Below are 25,180 nucleotides of genomic sequence, written 5' to 3'. Positions count from 1 at the left end.
TTGAGAATTGTCTTCTCAACCCTCCTCCACCAACAGGATTATCCAACCATAACTATGCATACTCGACAAGAACAATTAGAAGCCTTCAGTCGCATGCTCGACGTGCTCAACGAACTGCGTGAGAAATGTCCATGGGATCGCAAACAAACCAACGAAAGCTTGCGCCCAAACACAATCGAAGAGGTGTACGAACTCTGTGATGCCCTCATGAAGTCGGACGAAAAAGAGATTTGCAAAGAATTAGGTGATGTGCTTCTCCATGTTTGTTTCTATGCTAAGCTGGCAGATGAAAAAGAACAATTTGACATTGCCGATGTTTGCAATAGACTTTGCGACAAACTCATCTTTCGTCATCCTCATGTTTACCCACCTTCCGATATCGCTGCAGCAGGTTTGCGTCAAGGCATCAAAATAGAGACCGCATCTGACGTGAGTATGCAATGGGAACAACTCAAGCAACTCGAAAAAGATGGCAATGAAACGGTATTGAGTGGCGTTCCGAATTCTCTTCCCGCCTTGATTAAAGCCTATCGGGTGCAGGATAAAGCGCGCAATGTCGGCTTTGATTGGGAAGAACGCTCACAAGTGTGGGAGAAAGTCAAAGAAGAACTGGCGGAATTTGAGGCTGAGGTGGAAAACATGGACAAGGACAAAGCAGAAGCCGAATTTGGCGATCTCATGTTCTCGTTAATCAACGCAGCCCGTCTGTATAAAATCAATCCAGACAACGCATTAGAGCGCACCAATCAGAAGTTTATCCGCCGATTCAACTATTTAGAATCTCAAACCCTCAAGAAAGGACGCAAGCTCACCGAGATGTCCCTAGAAGAAATGGACAAATACTGGGAAGAAGCCAAACGTCTAGAACAAGAATAACGCAGTAATGCTTGCATCCGTACGCTATCGTCTTCCAGGGGAAACCCTAGTGCATGAAATTGGCACAAAGCATCCTCCTAAAAGATGCACATCATTAGCTGAGATACCCCCTCAAAAAGGGTACCTCTTTGCACCATTTCAGGAAAACGACGCGCACCCACTCTGGTTCTTCCCAGCAGATGAGCAGCGCACTTGGACACAACCCACAGAAGTGCCAAGTTTTTCGCTAGCTTATGAAGTAGAAGAAGACCATCGTACGGAATATGTTCGTGCCTTCGAAGCATGTCAAGCTGCATTTCAACAAAGCGAACTACAGAAAGTAGTGCTTTCTCGCACTCTCTCTGTTCATTTTGACCCAAACCTTACTACAGACGATTATCATCGCTTGTTCGAACAAGCCTGCATCGCTTATCCTAATAGCTTTGTCAGCCTAATCTCATTACCAGCTCCATGGGGAACCTGGTTGATGGCTACGCCAGAAATCCTCATTTCTGCGAAAGATAACTTATGGCATACGATGGCTTTAGCAGGAACAATGGAAAAGACAGAAGACTCCTCTCTCAGCCTAGAAGTTTGGTCAGAGAAAAATCGCAAGGAACAACAATGGGTGGTGGATTATATCAGTCGACAATTAGAAAAACTCGGCTGTGACTATCAGAAGAGTCCAACCTACGTGCGACCCGCAGCGCATTTGCTGCATCTTTGTACGGACTTCTCTGTAATTCCCCCCAAGGAGAAAAGCATAGCTTGCGTCATTGAAGCACTTCACCCCACTCCTGCTGTCTGTGGTTGGGAGACTTCTACTGCCCAAGCGCTAATTTCTAAAGTAGAATCGCACAATCGCAGTTATTATTCAGGATATTCTGGTCCGATTGATCCCAATTCTGCACACCTATTTGTGACATTACGCTGTATGAATCTGAATAATGACACCGCAACTCTCTATGCAGGTGGTGGACTATTGCCAGAAAGCAACGAGAACAGCGAATGGCAAGAGACAGAACGTAAGCTCAATACGATGTTACGTTTGTTCTCTGCTCATAAATGAAGACTAGACTAGGCTCCAACGCTATATATGTATTCCAATAAGGCTAATATAAATTTACTCACAGCGCACCTCATTGCACATGACATTCGAGATATTGTCGTATGTCCAGGTTCGCGCAATGCCCCCATCGTACATAATTTGTACGAAGCAGGCAGTAAATTTCAGCTACATCCCATCACCGACGAGCGTAGTGCAGCTTTCGTAGCCATTGGTCTATGGATTAAGAAAAAAAGACCTATTGCCATCTGTGTCACCTCTGGTAGCGCCTTATTAAACTGTCTGCCAGGTATAGCAGAGGCGGCTTTTCGCCATATTCCTCTTGTGATGATTTCTGCCGACCGTCCTTTGTCCTTGCAGGGACAATTAGACGGACAGACAATTCCTCAGCAAGGTGCATGCACTCCCTATGCAAGATGCTGGCAAGTAGATGAAATTACAGAGGATTCTCAAGCCAGGGAAGTAAACCTCTACTTGCAATCAGCATTCGCTGCTTTGTCAGATAATGGTGGGCAACCGATACATTTGAATATCCCTATCAGCGAACCACTATTTGAGTTTACGACTAAGGAGTTGCCCCAAGTGGAGATTTCCGCAAGAGTAAACAAACCTGTAGCAAAACTCCCTAAACATTGGCAAGAACTTCTTTGCAATGCGCGTCTTCCCCTCCTGATTGTCGGGCAATATGAAGAGCCATTTATACCTGCCATTCAGCAATTACGCGCCAACAATCAGTTGCTAGTTTACGCTGAAAACATCAGCAACCAGCAGGATGCACGCATGGCATTGTGGCTTGATGAGCAAAAACTGTCTCCAGACGCTGTGATTCACATAGGCGGCTGTTTAGTAAATAAGTTTTTCAAGCAGCATTTACGCACGATAAACCAACTTCCAGTACTCCGTATCGATGAAACAGATGAATGCCCCGACACCTTTTTTCAAAAGGCAGAGAAACTCACCTGCAATCCTGCGGAAATTTTGCAACAGCTTGTAGATACCCTTCCCACAAAAAACGAAGTAGCTGCGGCTTATTCTCAACTATCCTCTCCCAAACAGACCTTCGACTACTCTATCGAAGCTATGTTTGTAGGCAATAGCACAGCAGTTCGTTGGACAAATAGACAATGGCAAGTCTTAAATGTACCCGTATATTGTAATCGAGGTACGAACGGTATTGAAGGTTCATTGTCCACAGCAGCAGGATACTCGCTTGCAGCAGCAGGAAAAGTGCTCTGTGTCATCGGAGATCTCTCGTTTTTCTATGATGCAAATGGACTTTGGAATCAGCATCTGGACGGTAAACTTCGCATTTTACTCATCAACAATCAGTGCGGTGCGATATTCCATCACCTTCCAGGCTTAAATCAAACCCCAGCCCTACCACAATTTGTTGCAGCAGCTCATCAAAACTCCGCCAAAGGTATAGCCGAAAGCTATCATTGCACATACCTTTCTGCAGAAAGTTTGTATTTAGCGGAAGACGCTCATCATCTCCTCATCAAACTATTGAACATTGAGAGTACGCGCCCCGTTATACTAGAAGTGTTTACTCCGATTTAATCAGCATATACACCCCTATAATTCACTCCTTCTTATGAGAACTTGGACTTCCCTCCACACCTATCAAGAAATTCTCTTCGACTTCTTCGAAGGCATCGCTCGTATCACCATCAATCGCCCTCGATATCGCAACGCGTTTACGCCAACAACCATCATGGAAATCTCTGACGCGCTACGCACTTGCCGCGAGAATCCAGACATTAATGTGGTTGTTTTAACTGGTGCTCACTCGCCTTTGCAAGAAGGACAAACGGAAGAAGAGCGTTTACGCACCGAAGCATTTTGCGCTGGTGGCGATATGCACGTAAAAGGTCGCGGTGGTTACGTTGGAGGAGACGGTGTGCCACGCTTGAACGTTTTGGAGGTACAGAAGCAAATCCGCTCACTACCTAAGCCCGTTATTGCCATGGTCAATGGTTTTGCTGTGGGCGGTGGCCACGTGTTGCACCTTATGTGTGACCTGACTATAGCCTCCGAAAATGCAAAATTTGGACAAACCGGACCTAAAGTTGGTTCGTTCGATGCCGGATTTGGCGCAAGCTACATGGCACGCATCGTAGGACAGAAAAAAGCACGTGAGATTTGGTTCCTTTGCAACCTTTATTCTGCCGAAGAAGCAGAACGCATGGGTATGGTCAATAAGGTCGTTCCTTTTGAACAACTCGAAGACGAAGTGGTGGCATGGGCAAAACGCATGATGGAACACTCTCCTCTTGCCCTACGCATGATTAAAGCAGGCTTGAATGCTGAGCTCGATGGTCAAGCTGGTATCCAAGAGTTGGCGGGTGATGCCACGATGCTCTACTACCTTCTCGATGAAGCGCACGAAGGTGGTCAAGCTTTTCTTGAAAAGAGAAAGCCTGACTGGAGCAAATTCCCAAAACTTCCTTAAGTTTTCTCCCTCTTCTACTGAAACACTTTTGTAAATCGTCATCTTATGTCGCACGATTTCGAGCAACTTACAACAACTTATTCCGAGAAGTCCTTGCATTTCCTCCAACCTGCAGGGACTTCTCGCGGTGTTTATCACGAGCGCAAAGTTTGGTATGTAGAAGCACGCGCACGTTATTGCGGACGCACCATTTATGGCATTGGAGAGTGTGCCCCACTTCCCCAGCTGAGTTGCGATGATGTTCCTAATTATGTTGAGATTCTTGCAGAAGCCTGTCAATTATGGGAAAAATCAGGACAACTACCTCGCGAGTTTTTACAAATCTATCCCTCCATTTTGATGGGTTTGGAGACTGCAGAACTTTCCCTTCGTTCTTGCGCCCAAAATGGTAATCCTTTTCAACTTTCCTCTACCCCATTTGCTCGTGGAGAAAAAGGAATTTCCATTAACGGTCTTGTGTGGATGGGCAACGCAGAAGAGATGATGACGCGCATGGAAAGCAAATTGTCGACTGGTTATCGGTGCGTGAAAATAAAAATCGGCGCTATTGACTTTGCTGCAGAACTGAATCTTTTGCGTATCTTGCGACAACAATATTCAAAAGCCGAGGTAGAACTTCGACTCGATGCCAATGGAGCCTTTTCTCCTAGTGAAGCTATGGAGAAGCTACAACAACTTGCAGCGTTCGACATTCATAGCATTGAGCAACCCATTCGCGCAGGTCAATGGGAGACAATGGCTGAACTCTGTCGCAAAAGCCCAATTCCCATAGCCTTAGACGAAGAACTTATAGGGGTTCATACAAGGCAAGCTAAAGAACGTCTGCTGGACACAATTCGTCCCCACTACATCATATTGAAACCCTCCTTACATGGGGGATTTTCAGGGGCGGAGGAATGGGAAGAACTAGCTGATGCACGGGGAATTGCCCACTGGGCTACCTCAGCACTTGAGAGCAACGTAGGCTTAAATGCGATTGCGCATTGGACAGCACGCAGACAGCAAGACCAAACTAAGCAAGATGGAGAATTGATGCCACAAGGACTGGGCACTGGTCAGCTCTTTACAGATAATTATACGGCTATTTCTTTAGAAATCAAAGGAGATGAGCTGTGGAATGGCACAGAGAAAGAGCGTTTTTTTCTGCAAGAACTCCGCACCTTCACCGAGGAATGGAATGATAGCACCAAAGATGTCGTAGAATTACAAACGAGTGGCAGCACGGGCAAGCCTAAAGTGATGCAAGCCACTAAAAGTGCCATGCGTGCTAGTGCCCAACGCACCCTTGACACTTTACACATCACTCCTGGAGCTACCGCCCTTCTCTGCCTTCCTCTTCAATATGTAGCTGGAAAAATGATGGTCGTTCGCGCACTAGTCGGTGACTTACGCCTGATTACAGCCGTTCCTAGTTTGCACCCTTATGAGCATCTTACAGGTGCTCCGCAATTTGTAGCCTTAACTCCACTACAAGCAGCAGCAACCCTTGAAGTCCCCAAGGAAAAAAGACTTTTAGCATCCACCGGCTGTGTCATTCTCGGAGGAGGCAGTGTTAGCCAGACTCTAGAAGAGAACCTTCAATCCTGCAAGGGCAGTGTCTATAGTACGTATGGAATGACGGAGACGCTCTCTCATATTGCTCTTCGCCGCATCAATGGTGCGCATCGTTCTGTTTGGTACACGCCATTAGCTGGTGTGCAGGTGACACTCAACACAGAGGGGTGCTTGATAATTTCAGATCCGACAACCAACAACTCCAGGCTCACGACCAACGACTTAGCAGAAATAAATGCTGTCGGACAATTTCGCATTCTAGGACGACGGGACAACGTAGTCTGCTCGGGAGGACTAAAACTGCATCTGGAAGTACTTGAGACCAAGTTGCAAGCTGAGGAAAAAGGACTTCTTCTTACCTCGGTCCCAGATGAAACTCTCGGAGAAGCCTTGGTCTGCTTATACCTCTCCACATACGACGAACAACACGTCAAAGAGCACTGTCAAAAGGTGCTCACCAAGCACGAACAACCTCGTCATTTTGTTGGTGTAAATAGTCTTCCACACACAAAGACAGGCAAACCAGCTCGTGCTGTTGCCAAAGAAATAGCTCTAAAAGCGTTATCCCTACCATAATCACCAACACTCCTCTTAAGAGGTAAACCGATATTGAAGGCATTGACGCAGGACCATGGTATAAAAACAGAGTTCTAATCATACCCCTTAGATAATCTTGCAGAGAGATTCAAAGGTTCAATCAAAATCGTCAGAGTTTTCCTCATAATCTCTGGGACAAGTTGAAAAATGTCATATACTTTCCCAAAATAAGTCAGAGTTTTTCCCAGATTTACTGTTTTTTTCTTTGAATGCGAGGAATATATGGCATAGACATTTGGTCAACTCTCTGAAATATCGTATCTTTGCACCGATTTAGACCAACTTCGGCATAATTCCGAATGGAAATGCCACATGGTTTTGTTCATCATCCAATGAATTGTAGCCGTGTTCGCTCGGTGGCATTCAGGACAATTCCATGTTTATTTACTAATAAACGAACAACAAACTCCTAACCACAATGAAAAAGGATTTGCATCCCGAAAACTATCGTCCCGTAGTCTTCAAAGACATGTCAAATGGCGATATGTTCTTGTCTCGCTCTACTTGCAAGACTTCAGACACTATCGAATTCGAAGGTGAAACTTACCCTCTCGTGAAGCTTGAAATCTCTTCAACTTCTCACCCCTTCTACACAGGTAAGTCTAAGCTCGTCGACACTGCTGGTCGCGTAGATAAGTTCATGAGCCGCTACGGCAAGAGCCGCAAATAAGACTCACGGACGCCAAGTCATATCAACTCCCCACACTTCAGATTGAAGTGTGGGGTATTTTATTTGAAATATGTTCTATACTCATTGAACTTCTCTTTCTATCTTCTCAAAGAAATAAAACCATCACCTTCGTTCACTCCATCCTTCCCGACTTTGAGTACACTAATATTTTCGAGTCCTTGTATAGTCTATTCCTCAAAAATGCTAACTGCATACGTCATTTTACAGTGTACTAAGAACATACTCTCAACGCTTAAGCATGTGTTATGGTCTTTTTCCTATAGAGCTTGCTATGTAGTCAATGTTTTTTGCTATCTTTGCAGAGGATTAGTCCTAAAGATGCGACAATTAGAGTGCAACTCCTCCACGCGCATTTAGGATTAGAACCACAAGTTTTCAGCACCCTCACCTATTCATTTCGCGATAATGAAACTTATTTTGATGACGCGTCCCGAATTTTTCGTGGAAGAGCACCAAATTCTAACTGCTCTCTTCGACGAAGGACTTGATACGCTTCACCTACGCAAACCGAACTCCGAACCGGTTTATTCCGAACGTATTCTTTCACTCATCCCCGATGGATATCGAAAGAAGATTGTGGTGCATGATCACTTCTACCTCAAGCAGGAATATGGACTCAAAGGTATTCACCTGAGCAACCGTAACACAGAGGTGACGCAAAACTACAAAGGACATATTTCTTGTTCTTGTCATAACACACAAGAACTCAGCAATTGCGCTAGCTTTTGCGACTATATGCTATTGGGACCACTCTTTGACGCTTTAGACCAAGATAATCTCAATCCCACTTTCTCCCTACAAATGCTTCGCCAAATGGCACAAAAGAAGGTCATCAACAAAAAAGTGATGGCCTTTGGTGGTATCGGCCTAAACAATATCCCAGAACTGAAAGACCTAGGTTTCGGTGGTTTTGTTATCCTAGGCGATATTTGGAATAGATTTAACATCCATACAAGCAGCGACTACAAAGAAGTGATTCACCACTTTCGAAAGCTTCGTAAAATTGTGGACTAATCGAATATCCCACGAGTTCATTATAGATACGCCAGAAAGGCAATTCTAAGTTGCCTCTAAAGTTCATTTAGAACACGTATCTCAAGCACAACAAAGAAGCTAAAGTACACCTTTTCTTCATCGACCCAATTCATTCCAAACCAATACACACTCACAACGTAATGAACAGTAAAATGAAAGTCTTCTCGGGCACTAAATCGCGCTACTTGGCCGAGAAAATTTGCGAAAACCTTGGTTGCTCACTTGGCAATGTAAGTATCACCTACTTTGCCGATGGCGAATTTGAGGTTTGCTACGAAGAATCTATCCGCGGATGCGATGTTTTCCTCGTGCAAAGCACTTTCCCCTCCACTGACAATCTCATGGAGTTGCTCCTCATGGTTGATGCTGCAAAACGTGCTTCAGCACGCTCTATCCAAGCCGTAGTGCCTTACTACGGATGGGCTAGACAAGACCGCAAGAGCAAGCCCCGCGTTTCTATTGCCGCAAAGCTCGTTGCCAACATGCTTAGCGTTGCTGGTATCGACCGCATCATGACAATGGATCTCCATGCAGACCAAGAACAAGGCTTCTTTGAAGTTCCTGTAGACCATTTGTTCGCATCAACCATTTTGCTCCCCTACGTAAAGAGCCTTAACCTCAAAAACATTTGTATCGCAACTCCTGATGTTGGTGGTTCAAAGCGTGCTAGCACCTACGCTAAGTACTTGGATTGCCCCATCGTAATCTGCAATAAGACTCGTAAACGCGCCAATGAGGTAGACTCAATGGAAGTAATTGGCGACGTAGCTGGCATGGACGTAGTTCTTGTTGACGACATGGTCGATACAGCAGGTACCATTACTAAGGCAGCAGACTTGCTCAAATCTAAAGGTGCAAACTCTGTACGCGCAATGGCATCTCACTGCATTATGTCTGGCCCCGCTGATGAACGCGTAGAAGCTAGTGCATTGGAAGAAATCGTATTTACCGATTCCATCCCCTACAATGGCACTTCTTCTAAGGTGAAGCAACTCAGTGTAGGACCTCTCTTTGCAGAGACTATTCGTCGCGTCCTCGAAAATGAAAGCATTAGCAGCCAATATCTCATCTAATTCTTTCTAATCACCACAAGAATTTCGGTGGAACTTTGTACAGCACTCAATTGAAACAGAGGCTTTCAGCATACTTTTCTAAAGTATTGCTTTATTCTTCTCTCATCTCAATGGTAGCGGTAGAGAGTTCCACCGAAATCATTTAGTTTAAAGGTCTTTATCTTAGAATATTGTAGCTAAGATTCATCCATCCTATAAATAAAAGTTTCGACTATGCGTCGCAAATTCATACTTACGCTTTGGACATTACTCATTAGCGGTTTACTGCTTACTTCACTCGCTTTCGTTGGAATTGAACGCGGGTGGATAGGTTATATGCCCGACTTGGAGCAAATCCAAAGTCCTATCAACAAATTTGCATCGCAAGCATTTACCTCAGACAGTGTACTTCTAGGTACATGGTCGCGCAAAGAAAATCGTGTTTTCGTTGCCCAGGACAGCATTTCTCCACATCTCATCAAAGCGCTTGTAGCCACAGAAGACGAGCGATTCTATGAACACTCGGGTGTTGACGCCAAAGCTTTAGGGCGCGCCGTAATTAAACGCGGAATTATGGGGCAACATAATGCCGGAGGTGGTTCAACCATTACACAACAGCTAGCAAAGCAATTATATTCTGCCACCGCTAAAACTACAATAGAACGCTTATTGCAAAAGCCCATCGAATGGGTGATTGCAGTAGAAATAGAGCGTTACTATACCAAAGAAGAGATAATCACCTTGTATCTCAACTACTTCGACTTCCTACACAACGCTGTGGGAATCAAAACAGCCGCCAACGTTTACTTCGGAAAATCGGCTTATAACTTGTCTATCAATGAGGCAGCTACGCTCATTGGTATGTGCAAAAATCCTTCTTACTTCAATCCAGTGCGAGACTTGGAGCGTTGTCGCCAACGTCGCAATGTAGTGCTTGGACAAATGGTTAAAGCAGGCTACTTAAGTGCGGATAGTTGCGCCCAATTAAGTGCGGAACCTATCACACTTAATTTCCATCGCATCGACCACAAAGAGGGAAAAGCAGCATACCTTCGCGAATATCTTCGTCAAATCTTAATGGCAGACAAACCCAAACGCGAGAACTACAGAGAATGGCAGTTGCAACAATTCTACACCGACTCGCTCTCCTGGGAGACTGACCCACTATATGGCTGGTGCAAGAAAAACAAGAAACGTGATGGTAGTAATTATGACCTATATACCGATGGACTAAAGGTATATACCACTATCGATTCTAGAATGCAGAGCTACGCAGAATCATCAGTGTTCAATCATGTTGCGTTTGGTTTACAGCCTGAATTTAACAAGAAACGAAGTTCTTTCCCCAACTTCCCCTACTCTAATAATCTGAGCGCAAATCAAATAAAGCAGATTTTCAATCGTGCCATGCGACAGAGTGATCGTTATCGTATGATGAAACAAGCAGGAGCAAGCGAGGATGAGATAGAATCTGCATTTAAGACCAAAATACCGATGACGGTATATAGCTATCATGGAGACGTTGACACCGTCATGTCGCCCATGGATTCTATTCGCTACTACAAATCATTCCTTCGTTCTGGCCTTGTTTCCATTGACCCGCATAACGGTTACGTGAAAGCCTACGTAGGAGGTCTACGTTATTCGCAATTCCAATATGATATGGCAATGGTAGGTCGTCGACAAATCGGTTCGACAATGAAACCTTTTGTCTTTGCCCTTGCAATGGAAGATGGATACACGCCTGAAAGTCTGGTTTCTAATGGTCAGCGTACATATCGCGTGGCAGGTGCTTCTTGGACTCCACGCAACGCCAACCACTCACGTGCGGGGCAGATGGTATCTCTTAAATGGGGATTATCGCAATCTAGCAACTGGGCTACCGCAAATCTCATGAATCAAGTGGATCAAAGTGGTAACCGCCTCGTTCGCTTGTTGCATAGTTTTGGAATTGCCAACCCAGACATTCACCCTTCTATGGCCTTATGTTTAGGGCCTTGTGACGTTACAGTAAGCGAAATGGCCTCTGCATACACAGCTTTTGTGAATAGCGGCCTGAGATGCGCTCCTATTCTTGTGAGCAAAATTGAAGATAGCGAGGGAAATGTAATTGCAGAATTCACTCCTCGCATGACAGAAGTCGTAACAGAACAATCAAGTCGATATATTATCGACATGATGCGAGCTGTAGTAGACCAAGGCACTGCCAAGCGTTTGAGATTCAAATACAACTTGACAGGACCAATAGCCGGTAAAACTGGTACAACCAACAACAACTCAGACGGATGGTTTGTGGGTTGCGTTCCAGATCTCGTTACAGTCTGCTGGGTAGGTGGAGAGGATCGCGACATTCACTTCAACTCCACTGCTATGGGACAAGGAGCCTCAACCGCTCTACCAATTTGGGCCTTCTATATGACGAAAGTTTATCGGGACAAGGCACTAGGATACGACCCCAAAGCAGAGTTCTATACTGATAACTCCAATAGTTCACAAACACCATCCCAGACAGAAACTGAGCCTTCAAAGAAGAAAGACTCCCCCACAAGCGAAGGCAACATCCAACAGCCCAAAGCAGCTACAACTAATAAAGAAAAAGAAAAGAATAATGGAGGGGATAATGTATTTCGATAAAGAAGTTGCACCCAATGAGCGATAATTAATCGAATACATTCTCATATTTTCAAGAAATTCTCACATCTCTCTTAATCGTTTGTTTATGAAATTCATCGCTATTATCCCTGCTCGATACGCTTCGACACGCTTTCCCGCAAAACCTTTAGCGATTCTTGCAGGAAAACCCATTATACAGCATGTATATGAGCGAGTTTCGAAAGTTATCTCCGACACATTCGTAGCAACTGATGACGAAAGAATAGCACAAGCTGTAGAGAAATTTGGAGGTAAGTATATCATGACTTCAACTCATCATCGTAGTGGGACTGATCGTTGCGAAGAAGCGGTTCAGAAATCAGGGATTGCAGCTGATGTTGTGGTCAATGTACAAGGAGATGAACCCTTCATTGCTGCAGCACAAATCGAAGCATTGTGTCAATGCTTTGAACACCCCAATACAGACATCGCTACATTGGTAAAACCCTTCACAGCCGACATGGGAATTGAAGCCTTGAAGAATCCCAATTCTCCCAAAGTGGTGCTGAACCAACAACAATGTGCCCTCTATTTCTCCCGTTCTGTTATTCCATATCTCCGAGGAGTAGATGAAAAGGAATGGCTTACACACCACACCTTCTACAAGCATATCGGTTTATATGCTTATAGCCGCTCTGTACTTAGTGAGATTACACAATTATCTCCAGGAATTCTAGAGCAAGCTGAGAGTTTGGAACAACTTCGTTGGTTAGAAAACGGATATTGTATCCGAGTGGGTAAAACAGATATTGAAACAATCGGTATAGATACTCCTGAAGACTTGCAACTAGCAGCTGATTTCTTGGTACAACAAGCACAAAAAAACAAATGAAAACTTTGTAGTGTCAAGAAGAAAAGCTATCTTTGCGCATATAACCACCGAGGTTTTTCCTCAAGTGTTTAAGATTCTCTCAATCTTTTTCTCTATGCGTAAATTTATTTTCACCACCCTTGCCGCAGCTTTCTTTGCATTGTCAGCCAGTGCAGATGATGGTTTGTCGGTAAAATCTTTCCGTTGGAAGGATGGAGACTATGTCGGCGATGCTACCAAAAACGTTCCTAATGGAAAAGGGCGTCTCATTATGGGAAATGGTGATATATACGAAGGGGACTTTGTCAAAGGAAAGCGCCAAGGATACGGCATTCTGACCCTGAAATCAGGAGAAAAGTACGAAGGTCAATGGTTCAACAACGAACAACATGGCCGAGGAGTATATTATTACATCAATAACAATCGCTACGACGGACTTTGGTATCGTGACTACAAAGAAGGAAAAGGCACGATGTACTATTACAATGGCGACGTTTATTCAGGCGATTGGAAAGACGACAAACGTAATGGTGAAGGCACCTACACATATGTAAGTGGTGCTTCTTACAAGGGTCATTGGGTCAATGATAAAAAACAAGGAAAAGGTTCTTTTGATTGGTTTGATGGCACAAAATACGAAGGCAATTGGTTTAACAACCAACGCAATGGATTCGGCACCTATTTTTACGCTGATGGAGACATGTATGTCGGTGATTGGAAAGACGATAACCAACACGGAAAAGGCATATATCGGTTCAAAAATGGTGATGTTTACGAAGGTCAATATCAAAATGGCGAACGCACAGGCGAAGGTGTAACCAATTTTGCCAATGGTGACAAATACACTGGACGTTTCCTCAATGGCGAACAAAGTGGACAAGGCACCTACATTTGGAAAGGTAAAGCCACCTACACGGGACAATGGAAAGCTGATAAACCTGATGGCAGAGGCGTGTACAAGACTAAAGCAGGCGACAACTACGATGGTACTTGGAAAAACGGCATGATGGACGGGGAAGGTGTGCTCCACACCGCGCAAGGTGAACGCTATAAAGGACAGTTCAAAGATAACCAAAAGCATGGCTCCTGCATTGAGATTACCGCAGATGGTACTCGATTTGAAGGAAGTTATGACCGAGGAGAGCGCCATGGCAACTTTACGGAATATGACAAAAACGGCAATAAAATAGCAGCAGGTTCATATAACCACGGAAGAAGAACGGAAACATTCCGCAAATAACAGATTGTTATTGGGCTTTTTAATATTTCTTCTATCCACTTCATTAGATATAAGAAAACAATTTGCATGGACCATTCTAGTGTTATGCAAACAACAGAAGCCCCTTCCGTTGCAGTTTCTACTATAAGCCTATCCTACAACAACGCGTATCTAATATGAAAGCTACCTCTAAAAAGCCAGCCCCAACCAAGGCTGCGGTTAGCAAAAAGGAAGCGAGCAAGAAAATGCCCCTTCCTAAGATTGTGAAGAACGACGAATGGCTTGTTCCTTATCAGGAAGCTATCGTCGGAAGACATCAACACGCTCTTACAAAAATAGAGGAGCTTACACAAAGCCAACAGAGTTTGGCAGAGTTTGCAATGGGTCACCACTTCTTCGGACTTCATCGCTCAGGCAAACAATGGATATTCCGCGAATGGGCACCTAATGCAACCCAGATTTTCCTTGTAGGTGATTTCAACAACTGGGAAGAGTCTTCAGAATATGAACTCACGCGTGTAGGAGAAAATGGAAACTGGGAGATTAAACTCCCTGCGAAATCCATCCACCACGGAGACCTTTACAAACTTCATGTATATTGGGAAGGAGGAAAAGGCGAACGCATTCCTTCTTATGCCACACGTGTGGTGCAAGACGAACAAACAAAGATTTTTTCAGCACAAGTTTGGGCGCCTGCTAATCCCTATGTTTTCAAGAAAATAAATTTCAAGCCCAACAGAAATCCCCTTCTTATCTACGAATGCCACATTGGTATGGCACAAGATGCCGAGAAGGTGGGCACATATAACGAGTTTCGTGAAAACATTCTTCCCCGCATCATCGCTGATGGGTACAATTGTATCCAAATAATGGCGATACAAGAGCATCCTTATTACGGGTCTTTTGGCTACCATATCTCCAATTTCTTTGCTGCTTCTTCCCGCTGTGGAACTCCTGAAGAGTTAAAACAGCTCATTGACGAAGCCCACCAGCACGGCATTGCAGTCATCATGGACTTAGTGCATAGCCATGCAGTAAAGAACGAAGTAGAAGGTCTTGGCAATTTTGCTGGAGATCCGCACCAATACTTCTATACAGGCGATAGACGTGAACATCCAGCTTGGGATTCTCTCTGTTTCGACTATGGTAAAAACGAGGTTTTACACTTCCTTCTCTCCAACTGTCGCTACTGGCTCGAAGAGTTCCAATTTGATGGTTTCCGATTCGACGGAGTAACTTCTATGCTTTATTATAGTCATGGTTTAGGAGAATCTTTCGGAGGTTATGGTGACTATTTTAATGGACGTCAAGACGACAATGCTATTTGCTATTTGACTTTGGCAAATGAAGTGATTCACCAGGTTAATCCTAACGCAATTACCATTGCAGAAGAAGTAAGCGGTATGCCTGGCCTTGCCCTACCCTTCAAGGATGGAGGCTATGGTTTTGACTACCGTATGGCAATGAACATCCCTGACTATTGGATTAAAACCATTAAAGAACTCAAGGATGAAGATTGGAAGCCATCCTCCATATTCTGGGAATTGACCAATCGTCGAGCAGACGAACATAATATCTCATATACAGAGAGCCACGACCAAGCCCTTGTAGGCGATAAAACAATTATCTTCCGCCTGATTGATGCCGATATGTATTGGCATTTCCGCAAGGGAGACGAAAACGATCGTGCTACTCGTGGCATTGCCCTACACAAAATGATTCGTTTGGTAACAGCTTCTACTATTAATGGCGGTTATCTTAACTTTATGGGTAATGAATTTGGACATCCTGAATGGATTGATTTCCCCCGAGAAGGCAACGGATGGAGCCATAAATATGCACGTCGCCAATGGCATTTGGTGGATGACAAAGAATTGTGCTATCACTTCTTAGGCGATTTTGACAAGGCTATGCTTAGCACCCTCAAATCGGAACGCAACATCCAGAAATTACCAGTTATTGAAATTTGGCACAACGATGGCGACCAGATTCTAGCATTCCAACGTGGCGATCTCCTATTCGTCTTCAACTTCTCCCCTACCACCTCCTATACGGATTACGGTTTCATGGTGAAAAAAGGAGCTTACTCTGTGGTACTTAATACAGACAACCCCGATTTCGGTGGCTATGGTCTCACAGACGACACCATCACTCACTTCACCAATGATGACCCAATCTTGGAAGCTGACGGTAAAGGCTGGTTACAACTCTACATTCCAGCGCGTTCCGCAGTGGTGCTTCGCAAGAAATAACTCATGAAGTCTTTATTTACTTACAACCGAAGAGTGCGTATTATCCAATATGCACTCTTCGGAGTGTTTATCTTCCACTTCACAGCTGTGTTGCATGCAGAGGATTTGCTCATCCTAAGCATGCGATATTTTCCTGCGCTAACCACCCAGCATCTTCTAGCCCATCCCCAATCTATTGGTAGCCTTACAACATTCGTTATTCTCCCTATTCTCATTGTCACAAACGAATACTGGCAATGGATAGCTCGCATAGGAGATACTTTACGTCAGTTTGCTGCTATATTTCTATCCTTCTTTCTCATTGGGATTATAGTTCCTTCGGATGAATTAAAGACTTTAGAGCATCAAACAGCGCGTCTTCTCTCCATAGGTCTGAGAGATAAAGCTTTTGAAGTGGGACGTAATTATCCATTTACAACGGCAAACTTACAATCGCTACGTATCCAAGCCCTTGCCACCAACGATAGTTTAGGCAATTTCCTCTTTTCAAAACCGCAGCACTACTATAGTATTCGACAAAGACGAGCATCTTTACAACAACTTTCTACTCCAGTCAGCCAAGGCGGTTTGAATTATTCGTCAAAAACAACTCACATACACCCAGAACCGCGACACATTTCCGCTCTTCTTGATGGTAATTTGCCCCTTTTTGCCAAGACACTGCCAAGTCACTTCACTCAACAGTTGAAGGTCTCTCAAATTCCGCTTTACTATCGTCAAGCATTGCTGCTATATATGCGCCTAAATACGCATCCTATCCTCAATTATGCTGACGATGCTACCGAAGCTAACTACAGAGACTTCCTAGAACAACAGCGCAAACTGCGTCTTCAATATCCACCTGCTGCCCAAGAAACTTACAGTATAGCCGAGAAAAATAAGATGGGTTTCTTCTACGGCAACACCTATTGGTACTACTTTTTCTATGAGATACCTCATCAATAAGTAGTTTTAGCAGCTCATTTTTTCACGCACTTTCAAAACCACCACAAATGGATCATATCTACCGCCGCGATGTTCTCGATTTTGTCACCATCGCCACAGAGTTTTGTAAACAAGTTGAACAATGCGCAGGCAGCGAACGCAGCGAATTTGTAAGCGTTATGCAGCGCCTACTTCCCATGATATACCTCAAAGCCTCTATGGTAGAAGAGGTAGAAGAAGGTATCGGCTACGTAGATTCAGTAGTCACAGAGGAAGACTACGAATATGTCCGCACGCAAATAGCCGCAATCATGCGTGATGCAGACGACTATCTGGACGTTTTTGTGGAAAGTTTTCGCTACTCAGACGCCCCTGTAGTCTGCACCGTTAGCGAAAGTCTGGCAGATGTTTACCAAGCACTGCGCAATATGGTAGAAACTTTCCGCAGTGAAATTGACGAAGCCATGGAAGTTGCCCTATTCGATTGTCTCGAAGATTTCAAACTTCGTTGGGGTCAACAACTTTTAGGAGCCACGCGCGCCATTCATGAACTCATCGCGTCTGGTCAAACCGATGAACTTTAGTGCTAGCAGCACAATCATTATTTCAAAAATCATGCAAGAACTTTTTGTTCGTACCGATAAGAAACTTATTTCCACCCTCCCTCGCTATACATTTGGCGGGCGTATTATCGTGGTGCAAAGCGAAAGCGAAGCCAACCGCGCGGTTGCCTATCTACGTACACAAAAAATAGTTGGCATCGACACCGAAACACGTCCTTCTTTTCGTCGGGGGCAACAACATAAAGTTGCGTTAATCCAGATTGCAACTTCCGACATTTGTTTTCTTTTCCGTCTCAACTACATGGGATTTCCTGAAAGTCTTGTCAACCTATTAGAAGATGCTCAAATTGCCAAGGTGGGATTATCGCTTAAAGACGACACCCACCAGTTGACGCAACGTCATCCAGGATTTACCCCCAAGCATTTCATCGACTTGCAACAGATGGCTTCGCAAATGGGTATTGAAGACATGAGCTTAGCTAAGCTCTTTGCCAACTTCTTTCGCCAGCGCATTTCTAAGAATGCCCAGCTTTCCAACTGGGAAGCGGATGCTCTCGATGAAAAACAACGCATTTATGCTGCCACCGATGCTAGTGCCTGTCTATTGCTTTACGCTAAAATGCAAGAACTCACCAGCAATCAGCAGTACAAACTTATTTCAGTCTCCTAATCTCCAAACATTCGCTCAATGATAACCATACAACTACGCAGAGGTAAAGCAGAAAGCATCAAACGTTTCCACCCTTGGATTTTCTCTGGGGCAATCCAAGGTACTCATCCCCGTAACCAACACATTGAAGAAGGAGAAATCGTTCGCGTGGTAGATCACGAGGGAGCGTTCATTGCACTTGGACACTATCAAATTGGCTCAATCGCAGTACGCATCCTTAGCTTTGAGGAAGTAAACATAGATGAAACCTTTTGGACCTCTCGACTGCGTCAAGCTTTTCGCATGCGTACTGCCTTGGGATACACCAATCGAGGCAAGGAACATAGTATCTATCGTCTAGTTCACGGAGAAGGCGATCAACTACCCGGACTAATCATCGACGTATTTGGAGAAACCGCAGTGATGCAAGCCCATTCTGTAGGTATGCACGTGTGTCGTGAAATCATTGCTGACGCACTTATCGAAGCCACGGAAGGTCAAGTGCGCAATGTTTACTACAAGAGCGAGACTACCCTTCCCTATAAAGCCGAGCTCGGTCAAGAAAATGGTTTTCTGCGTGGAGAGACTTCCGAAAATATCGCCCTTGAAAACGGACTTAAATTTCACATCGACTGGCTTCACGGGCAAAAAACAGGTTTCTTTATCGATCAACGAGACAATCGTGCCCTATTAGAGCACTATAGCCGTGGGAGAAATGTGCTCAACATGTTCTGCTACACGGGCGGATTCTCAGTATATGCTATGCGTGGAGCAGCCAATCTCGTGCACAGCGTAGATGTAAGTGCCAAAGCTATCGAACTTACACGTCAAAACATCGAACTCAACTTCCCCAACGATGCACGTCACGACGCCTTTGCCGAAGATGCTTTCAAATATCTCCAACGAGCAGGCAGCGACTATGACCTCATCGTTCTTGACCCTCCCGCCTTTGCTAAGCACAAAGACGCTCTTCGCAATGCCTTGAAGGGCTATACGCGCCTTAATGCAGCAGCATTTGCAAAAATTCGTCCTGGAGGCATCGTCTTTACTTTTTCTTGTTCTCAAGCAGTCAACAAAGACCAGTTCCGTCTAGCCGTCTTCACAGCTGCAGCTCAAAGCAAACGCCACGTACGCATCTTGCATCAGCTTCACCAACCAGCTGACCACCCCATCAACATCTACCACCCCGAAGGAGAATATCTCAAAGGTTTGGTACTATATGTAGAATAAAAACGAGGCAAGATTTGTTCAAACCATAGAAAATCACTAACTTTGCAGCCGAAATCAAGTTACCTATCATTATTAGTGACTTGCTCCTGAGGTTCCGTAGCTCAGTTGGATTAGAGCAACAGCCTTCTAAGCTGTGGGTCTTGGGTTCGAACCCCAACGGAATCACTGAGGAAAGCATTAGAAATTCTAATGCTTTCCTCTTTTTATATGCCACCTAAACAAGACAAGCAACCTTCATAGTGCCAAAGCATCCTACACATTCCCTCACCTTCTGCTCATTTTCGTCTTTTCCGTGGATTCTCTGCTAAAGACAAGTGCTAAACCGCAAAATTTTGTGTACCTTTGCAGCAGAACATAACTCCCAAGTCATCATGACACGCCAAGAACTCATTGACAACATTCGTCGCAAGCAGAGCTTTCTCTGCGTAGGTCTAGACACCGACCTCAAAAAGATTCCTCAACACCTCTTGCAAGAGGAAGATCCTATCTTTGCATTCAACAAAGCCATCATTGATGCCACTGCACCTTATTGCGTAGCTTACAAGCCCAATTTGGCTTTCTACGAATGCTTCGGTCTCGAAGGTTGGAAAGCTTTTGACAAAACTATCAATTACATCAAAACCCACTACCCCGACCAATTCATTATTGCAGATGCCAAACGTGGTGACATAGGCAACACCTCTGCCATGTATGCACGTTGCTTCTTTGAAGAAACTGGAGTAGACTCTCTCACGGTGGCTCCTTATATGGGTGAAGACTCAGTGACTCCTTTCCTGCAATATGAAGGCAAATGGGTCATTCTTTTAGCCCTCACTTCCAACAAAGGTAGCCACGATTTCCAACTCACCACTGACGAGCATGGCGAACGTCTTTTTGAAAAAGTGCTTCGTACCAGTCAACAATGGGGTAATGCCGATCAACTAATGTACGTAGTAGGTGCCACTCAAGGTAAGCTTTTTGAGGACATTCGCCGCATTGTTCCAGAGCATTTCCTCCTAGTTCCTGGTGTAGGTGCCCAAGGAGGTTCTTTAGAAGACGTATGCCAATATGGTATGAATAAAGACTGTGGTTTGTTGGTGAACTCCAGCCGAGCCATCATCTATGCCGATAGTAGCGAACAATTCGCTCAAGCTGCAAGACACGCAGCACAAGAAGTACAACAACAAATGGCGAACATCTTGGCAAAAGCACAATTCTAATCGCACATTTGATATCTTTTCCGATTTTCCCTTGTTGGATTTTTCTTCCAATAAGGGAAGATTTTCTTTTCACTTCTACCCAAAGTTCACTTCACGACTCCCCCCAAAGTGACCTCATGGAAGAAAAATCAGAAAAAAATCTCTGGAACAACTTCCTATTTTCACCTAAACATCCACCAGAAATTTAGACGACATTCTCGCTCTAAAACTACTTTTTCAGACTATTTTCGCCTAAAAACTCCCCATTTTAAGGGGAAAAACAAAGAAAAATGCACTTTTCTCGAAAAAAAAACGCCAAAACATTTGGAGGTTTGAAGAAAATGTTGTTCCTTTGCAATCGCAAACCGATAAGGAATGCACCACACGGGAAAGTGCTACACGGCTAGCTCCTTTCAAATCCTCCAGGGCTTGATCGCAGCAAAGGTAGTTAGTTGTAGCAGCGCGATGTGGTTAGCTTTCCCACCCGCCTCTTTAGCTCAGTTGGCCAGAGCACGTGATTTGTAATCTCGGGGTCGTTGGTTCGAATCCGACAAGAGGCTCACCAAGACATCCAGCAAAATTGCTGGATGTCTTTTTTTTATTGTAACTTTAATATCACTCTACTCCTACAACACGCCCCCCCTACACCCGACCTTCACGTCGCATAGTGCTCTATCCCCATGTTCTTCTTCAACCTACCCCCTCTCTGAATCCCAGTCATACTCGCCCACAAAAATCAGCAAATCACAGCAAACGGTAGATAATCTAGGATAAAAACACGATATCTCAAAAAAAAAGAGTATTTTTGCAGTCAAAGCGAATTTCGAGATGTCCCCATTCTCGTTGGGCAATCTTTCGGGATTACCAGAAGGAAAGTCCATCGCACATTCACCCTCTTGATATTTATCTTCTATGCTCATCGATATTAAAGGCGCAAACATCAGTATTGACGACCGAAAGATACTTGAAAATGTAGATTTTCATGTCAACAATGGCGAGTTTGTCTACGTTATTGGTCGCGTAGGAAGCGGTAAAAGCTCGCTTCTTCGTGCACTTTATGCCGAGTGCTACGTAGAAGAGGGAGAAGCTAAGGTCTTAGACTTCGATTTACTCCAACTTCGCAACAAGCATCTCCCAGAGTTGCGCCGTCATCTTGGCATCGTGTTTCAAGACTTTTCTCTTTTGCAACACCGCACAGTCGGGCAAAACCTCGACTTTGTGCTTAGTGCTACAGGCTGGAAAGTAAAGTCAGAAAGAGAATCACGCATTCGCGAAGTGCTTGACCAAGTTGAACTGTCACATAAAATCAACAATTTCCCCCACGAACTCTCGGGAGGTGAACAGCAACGCGTCGCCATCGCTCGCGCCATTCTCAACAAGCCAGCTCTAATCTTGGCAGATGAGCCAACAGGCAACCTCGACATGGAGACAGGACAACGCATTCTCGAACTTCTTCGTTCCCTTACCAACGAAAATACCGCTGTAGTTATAGTGACACATAATCGTTCCTACCTCACAGCCTACCCAGGCACAGTGTACCAATGTGCAGAAGGTCACCTCATCAATGTGACCAAACAGTTCGTTACTTCCGAGAAATAGAATTCAAAGAGCACAGGCAACTACAGTAAACTCAGCACGGAATCTTCATTTTGTGCTTCATCTAGATCTTACCCGCCCTCTTTCTCAACTCTATTCATCAGATATCCATCATACAGCTCCACAAAAGATATTGCTTCTCAATATGAAAGTCTACAAATTTGGCGGAACCTCCGTTGGTTCGCCCGAAAGAATGAAAGAAGTGTCTCGACTCATAACAGAAGATGGTGAGCCCAAGATTGTGGTTCTCTCAGCGATGAGCGGCACCACCAATAGCCTTGTCGAGATTGCCGACTATTTGCGCAAAGGAAACCCTGAAGGCGCAAGCAACATGGTCAATAGACTTCACAACCTTTATAAGCAACATCTCCCCCTACTCTATAGCAAAGAGGAGACAGCCACCAAGGTACGCGAGCGACTCGACAACCTATTCTTGCAACTCCACGAATTCCGCACACGTGAATTCAGTGAAGCTGACGAAAAGGCGATTTTGGCGCAGGGCGAAATCATGAGCACCAACATGGTGACTGAGTACTTGAAGGAATGCGGTGTTAAAGCCATTCTCCTTCCCGCGCTTGATTATATGCGTCTAGATGTCAATGGTGAGCCCGACCTCCCTTACATCCGCGAGCGCTTGGCTTATCTTCTTGACAAGAATCCCGACTACGACATCTATATCACGCAAGGATTCATCTGTCGTAATGCCGATGGTCAAATCGACAACCTCCAACGTGGCGGTTCTGACTACACAGCATCCCTCATTGGTGCTGCCATTCGTGCCAACGAAATTCAGATTTGGACCGATATCGATGGTATGCACAACAACGACCCTCGCTTTGTTGAAGGCACTACCCCTGTGCGTCAACTCAACTTTGAGGAAGCAGCAGAACTTGCCTACTTTGGTGCAAAGATTCTTCACCCCACCTGCGTGCAACCAGCTCGTTATGCAGGAGTGCCCGTTCGCCTGAAGAACACTTTGGATCCCCAAGCTCCTGGAACACTTATCAACAATGACTGCGAGGAAGGTCGTATCAAAGCTGTAGCTGCAAAGGACAATATCACAGTTATCAAGATTGTTAGTTCCCGAATGCTTTTGGCAACAGGATTTATGTGCAAAGTCTTCAACGTATTTGACAAATACAAAACGAGCATCGACATGATTACCACCAGTGAGGTGGGTGTATCTCTCAGCATCGACAACACCAGTCACTTGGCATCCATCGTAGACGAACTCAAGGAAGTGGGTACCGTCGTGGTAGATGAAGACATGTGCATTGTTTGCGTAGTCGGCGACTTGCGCTGGACTAACCGCGGTTTTGAGAGTGACGCCACGCTTGCCCTAAAGAACGTCCCTGTGCGCATGATTAGTTATGGTGGTTCCGATCACAACATCTCCTTCCTTGTGAGCATGGAGCACAAACAAGCCGCACTTCAAGCCCTCCAAAAGCACCTTTTCTAGGGCACTTCAATATCTCATATAGAGAATCTACATTTGTCCTTCTGAGCAATCTGTTGCTCTCAAGGACAAATGCCTTTCTAGGCTCCCACCTTTATTAAAAGTCCGCAGAGTTTTCCGACGTTTTATACTTGCCACCCAATGAATATATCCCGCTTTGCCCAGCGCGAAACTCCATTCTACTATTATAACCTCCCTCTTCTTCGTCAAACACTCGAAGCCATCACAGCTGCTACAGCCGATACCCCTCACTTTCATGTGCATTATGCACTCAAAGCCTGCGTAGCGCCAGAGGTTTTACGCACAATTTCACAGCACGGCCTTGGCGCTGACTGCGTCAGTGGTGGCGAAGTAGAAGTAGCACACCAACACGGTTTTGATGCAAGCAACATTGTTTTTGCAGGAGTTGGCAAAGCAGATTGGGAAATCAATCGTGCCCTCGAATTAGACATCCAGTGCTTCAACGTCGAAAGTCTCCCCGAACTGGAGATCATCAACGAGCTGGCAACTGCCCAGAAGAAAGTGGCAAAGGTGGCTTTCCGCATCAATCCCAACGTGGATGCTCGCACCCATGCTAAAATCACTACAGGACTCAACGAAAACAAGTTTGGTCTAGCAATCGACGATACCATTCCAGCCATTCGCAGAGCACAAGCGTTGTCCAATATCGAATTTGTGGGGCTACATTTCCATATCGGAAGCCAAATCACTGACCTTACTCCTTTCAGCGAATTGTGCACTCGCATCAATGAACTCCAAGTGCAACTCGAAGAAGCAGGCATTACAGTGCCAACTCTCAATGTGGGAGGCGGTCTTGGTGTGAATTACGAACAACCAGATGCCGATTCGATTCCCAATTTTGCAGCCTATTTTACTATTTTCAAGCAAAAACTCCAATTGCGCGAAGGACAATCCGTACATTTTGAATTAGGACGCTCCATTGTTGCCCAATGCGGCAGTCTCATCTCACGCGTTCTCTATGTCAAAGAAGGCCACGCGAAGCGCTTTGTCATCGTAGATGCTGGCATGACTGACTTAGTGCGCCCTGCTATGTATGGCAGCCTCCATCAAATTGACAATCTCTCACACCCCGAAGCTCCTCAAGCACAGTTTGACGTGGTGGGACCCATCTGCGAAAGCAGTGATGTTTTTGCTAGCGACTACAAGTTACCCACTCCTAAGCGAGGCGACCTCCTAGCATTCCGTTCTGCAGGTGCTTATGGTGAAATTATGGCTTCTCAATACAACTGCCGCCGCTTACCAGGGCACATTGCCGAATAATCTCCTGTTCCCTCTTTGCTTATCCCTCATCGCTTCTATCTTCTCTAAGGTTCATTTCCATGATTAG

Annotated in this window: 20 protein-coding genes, 2 tRNA genes and 1 pseudogene; all 23 read left to right on the top strand. The window is 44.9% G+C overall.

What is annotated here, in order from left to right; translation table 11 throughout:
• Positions 1 to 54: 54 nt before the first annotated feature.
• The 23 genes and pseudogenes from mazG to lysA all read left to right on the top strand — a co-directional run bounded on the left by mazG (position 55) and on the right by lysA (position 25,113).
• Positions 55 to 876, top strand: coding sequence for a nucleoside triphosphate pyrophosphohydrolase (gene mazG, locus BQ2633_RS00740; RefSeq protein ID WP_075564561.1), 822 nt, complete (start codon positions 55 to 57; stop codon positions 874 to 876).
• Positions 877 to 883: 7 nt separating this feature from the next.
• Entirely contained in the window at positions 884 to 1,924 is a 1,041-nt protein-coding gene (locus tag BQ2633_RS00735) for an isochorismate synthase (protein WP_075564560.1), read from the top strand.
• Between the two features lie 27 nt (positions 1,925 to 1,951).
• Positions 1,952 to 3,481 (top strand): 2-succinyl-5-enolpyruvyl-6-hydroxy-3-cyclohexene-1-carboxylic-acid synthase, encoded by a 1,530-nt coding sequence (gene menD / locus BQ2633_RS00730; RefSeq protein ID WP_075564559.1) that lies wholly within the window; start codon positions 1,952 to 1,954, stop codon positions 3,479 to 3,481.
• Between the two features lie 34 nt (positions 3,482 to 3,515).
• On the top strand, positions 3,516 to 4,373 hold the full coding sequence (gene menB, locus BQ2633_RS00725; RefSeq protein ID WP_075564558.1) for a 1,4-dihydroxy-2-naphthoyl-CoA synthase: 858 nt from the start codon (positions 3,516 to 3,518) through the stop codon (positions 4,371 to 4,373).
• Positions 4,374 to 4,418: 45 nt separating this feature from the next.
• A pseudogene (locus BQ2633_RS11545) lies at positions 4,419 to 5,507 on the top strand (o-succinylbenzoate synthase); the annotation flags it as partial.
• Positions 5,484 to 6,503 carry an AMP-binding protein gene (locus BQ2633_RS11540; RefSeq protein WP_346048681.1) on the top strand — a complete coding sequence of 340 codons (1,020 nt, stop codon included), beginning with the start codon at positions 5,484 to 5,486 and terminating at the stop codon, positions 6,501 to 6,503. The pseudogene BQ2633_RS11545 and the gene BQ2633_RS11540, both read left to right, overlap by 24 nt.
• A gap of 439 nt (positions 6,504 to 6,942) precedes the next feature.
• Complete coding sequence (locus BQ2633_RS00715; RefSeq protein ID WP_075564556.1) at positions 6,943 to 7,194, top strand: type B 50S ribosomal protein L31; 252 nt, start codon at positions 6,943 to 6,945, stop codon at positions 7,192 to 7,194.
• Positions 7,195 to 7,620: 426 nt separating this feature from the next.
• Positions 7,621 to 8,229: a thiamine phosphate synthase gene (locus BQ2633_RS00710; protein WP_075564555.1), complete on the top strand. Its 609-nt coding sequence runs from the start codon at positions 7,621 to 7,623 to the stop codon at positions 8,227 to 8,229.
• Positions 8,230 to 8,390: 161 nt separating this feature from the next.
• Positions 8,391 to 9,323, top strand: coding sequence for a ribose-phosphate pyrophosphokinase (locus BQ2633_RS00705; RefSeq protein ID WP_075564554.1), 933 nt, complete (start codon positions 8,391 to 8,393; stop codon positions 9,321 to 9,323).
• A 213-nt stretch (positions 9,324 to 9,536) separates the two neighbouring features.
• The gene (locus BQ2633_RS00700; protein ID WP_075564553.1) at positions 9,537 to 11,936 is read left to right on the top strand and encodes a transglycosylase domain-containing protein; all 2,400 of its coding nucleotides are present in this window, start codon (positions 9,537 to 9,539) and stop codon (positions 11,934 to 11,936) included.
• A gap of 85 nt (positions 11,937 to 12,021) precedes the next feature.
• The gene (kdsB, locus tag BQ2633_RS00695; RefSeq protein ID WP_075564552.1) at positions 12,022 to 12,786 is read left to right on the top strand and encodes a 3-deoxy-manno-octulosonate cytidylyltransferase; all 765 of its coding nucleotides are present in this window, start codon (positions 12,022 to 12,024) and stop codon (positions 12,784 to 12,786) included.
• 94 nt (positions 12,787 to 12,880) lie between these two features.
• A complete protein-coding gene (locus BQ2633_RS00690; protein ID WP_075564551.1) occupies positions 12,881 to 14,005 on the top strand; it encodes an MORN repeat-containing protein in 1,125 nt (374 codons plus the stop codon).
• A 155-nt stretch (positions 14,006 to 14,160) separates the two neighbouring features.
• Entirely contained in the window at positions 14,161 to 16,236 is a 2,076-nt protein-coding gene (locus BQ2633_RS00685; RefSeq protein WP_176720068.1) for an alpha amylase C-terminal domain-containing protein, read from the top strand.
• A 3-nt stretch (positions 16,237 to 16,239) separates the two neighbouring features.
• Positions 16,240 to 17,181, top strand: coding sequence for a hypothetical protein (locus BQ2633_RS00680; protein ID WP_075564550.1), 942 nt, complete (start codon positions 16,240 to 16,242; stop codon positions 17,179 to 17,181).
• A 47-nt stretch (positions 17,182 to 17,228) separates the two neighbouring features.
• Positions 17,229 to 17,744, top strand: a complete 516-nt coding sequence (locus BQ2633_RS00675) for a DUF5063 domain-containing protein (protein WP_075564549.1) — start codon at positions 17,229 to 17,231, stop codon at positions 17,742 to 17,744.
• 31 nt (positions 17,745 to 17,775) lie between these two features.
• On the top strand, positions 17,776 to 18,393 hold the full coding sequence (locus BQ2633_RS00670; protein ID WP_075567115.1) for a 3'-5' exonuclease: 618 nt from the start codon (positions 17,776 to 17,778) through the stop codon (positions 18,391 to 18,393).
• Positions 18,394 to 18,411: 18 nt separating this feature from the next.
• Entirely contained in the window at positions 18,412 to 19,602 is a 1,191-nt protein-coding gene (locus tag BQ2633_RS00665) for a class I SAM-dependent rRNA methyltransferase (protein WP_075564548.1), read from the top strand.
• A gap of 90 nt (positions 19,603 to 19,692) precedes the next feature.
• Positions 19,693 to 19,767, top strand: a tRNA-Arg gene (locus BQ2633_RS00660).
• A 206-nt stretch (positions 19,768 to 19,973) separates the two neighbouring features.
• Positions 19,974 to 20,801, top strand: a complete 828-nt coding sequence (gene pyrF, locus BQ2633_RS00655; protein ID WP_075564547.1) for an orotidine-5'-phosphate decarboxylase — start codon at positions 19,974 to 19,976, stop codon at positions 20,799 to 20,801.
• Between the two features lie 465 nt (positions 20,802 to 21,266).
• Positions 21,267 to 21,340: transfer RNA gene (locus BQ2633_RS00650), tRNA-Thr, on the top strand.
• Positions 21,341 to 21,692: 352 nt separating this feature from the next.
• A complete protein-coding gene (locus BQ2633_RS00645; RefSeq protein ID WP_075564546.1) occupies positions 21,693 to 22,379 on the top strand; it encodes a cell division ATP-binding protein FtsE in 687 nt (228 codons plus the stop codon).
• A 142-nt stretch (positions 22,380 to 22,521) separates the two neighbouring features.
• Positions 22,522 to 23,835 (top strand): aspartate kinase, encoded by a 1,314-nt coding sequence (locus tag BQ2633_RS00640; RefSeq protein WP_075564545.1) that lies wholly within the window; start codon positions 22,522 to 22,524, stop codon positions 23,833 to 23,835.
• Between the two features lie 138 nt (positions 23,836 to 23,973).
• A complete protein-coding gene (gene lysA, locus BQ2633_RS00635; protein ID WP_075564544.1) occupies positions 23,974 to 25,113 on the top strand; it encodes a diaminopimelate decarboxylase in 1,140 nt (379 codons plus the stop codon).
• Positions 25,114 to 25,180 lie beyond the last annotated feature (67 nt).

Source organism: Ihuprevotella massiliensis (assembly GCA_900095835.1).
GTDB classification, from domain to species: Bacteria; Bacteroidota; Bacteroidia; order Bacteroidales; family Bacteroidaceae; genus Alloprevotella; species Alloprevotella massiliensis.
The sequence above is the reverse complement of the archived record's forward strand: the minus strand, read 5'-3'. Positions and strand labels throughout refer to the sequence as shown.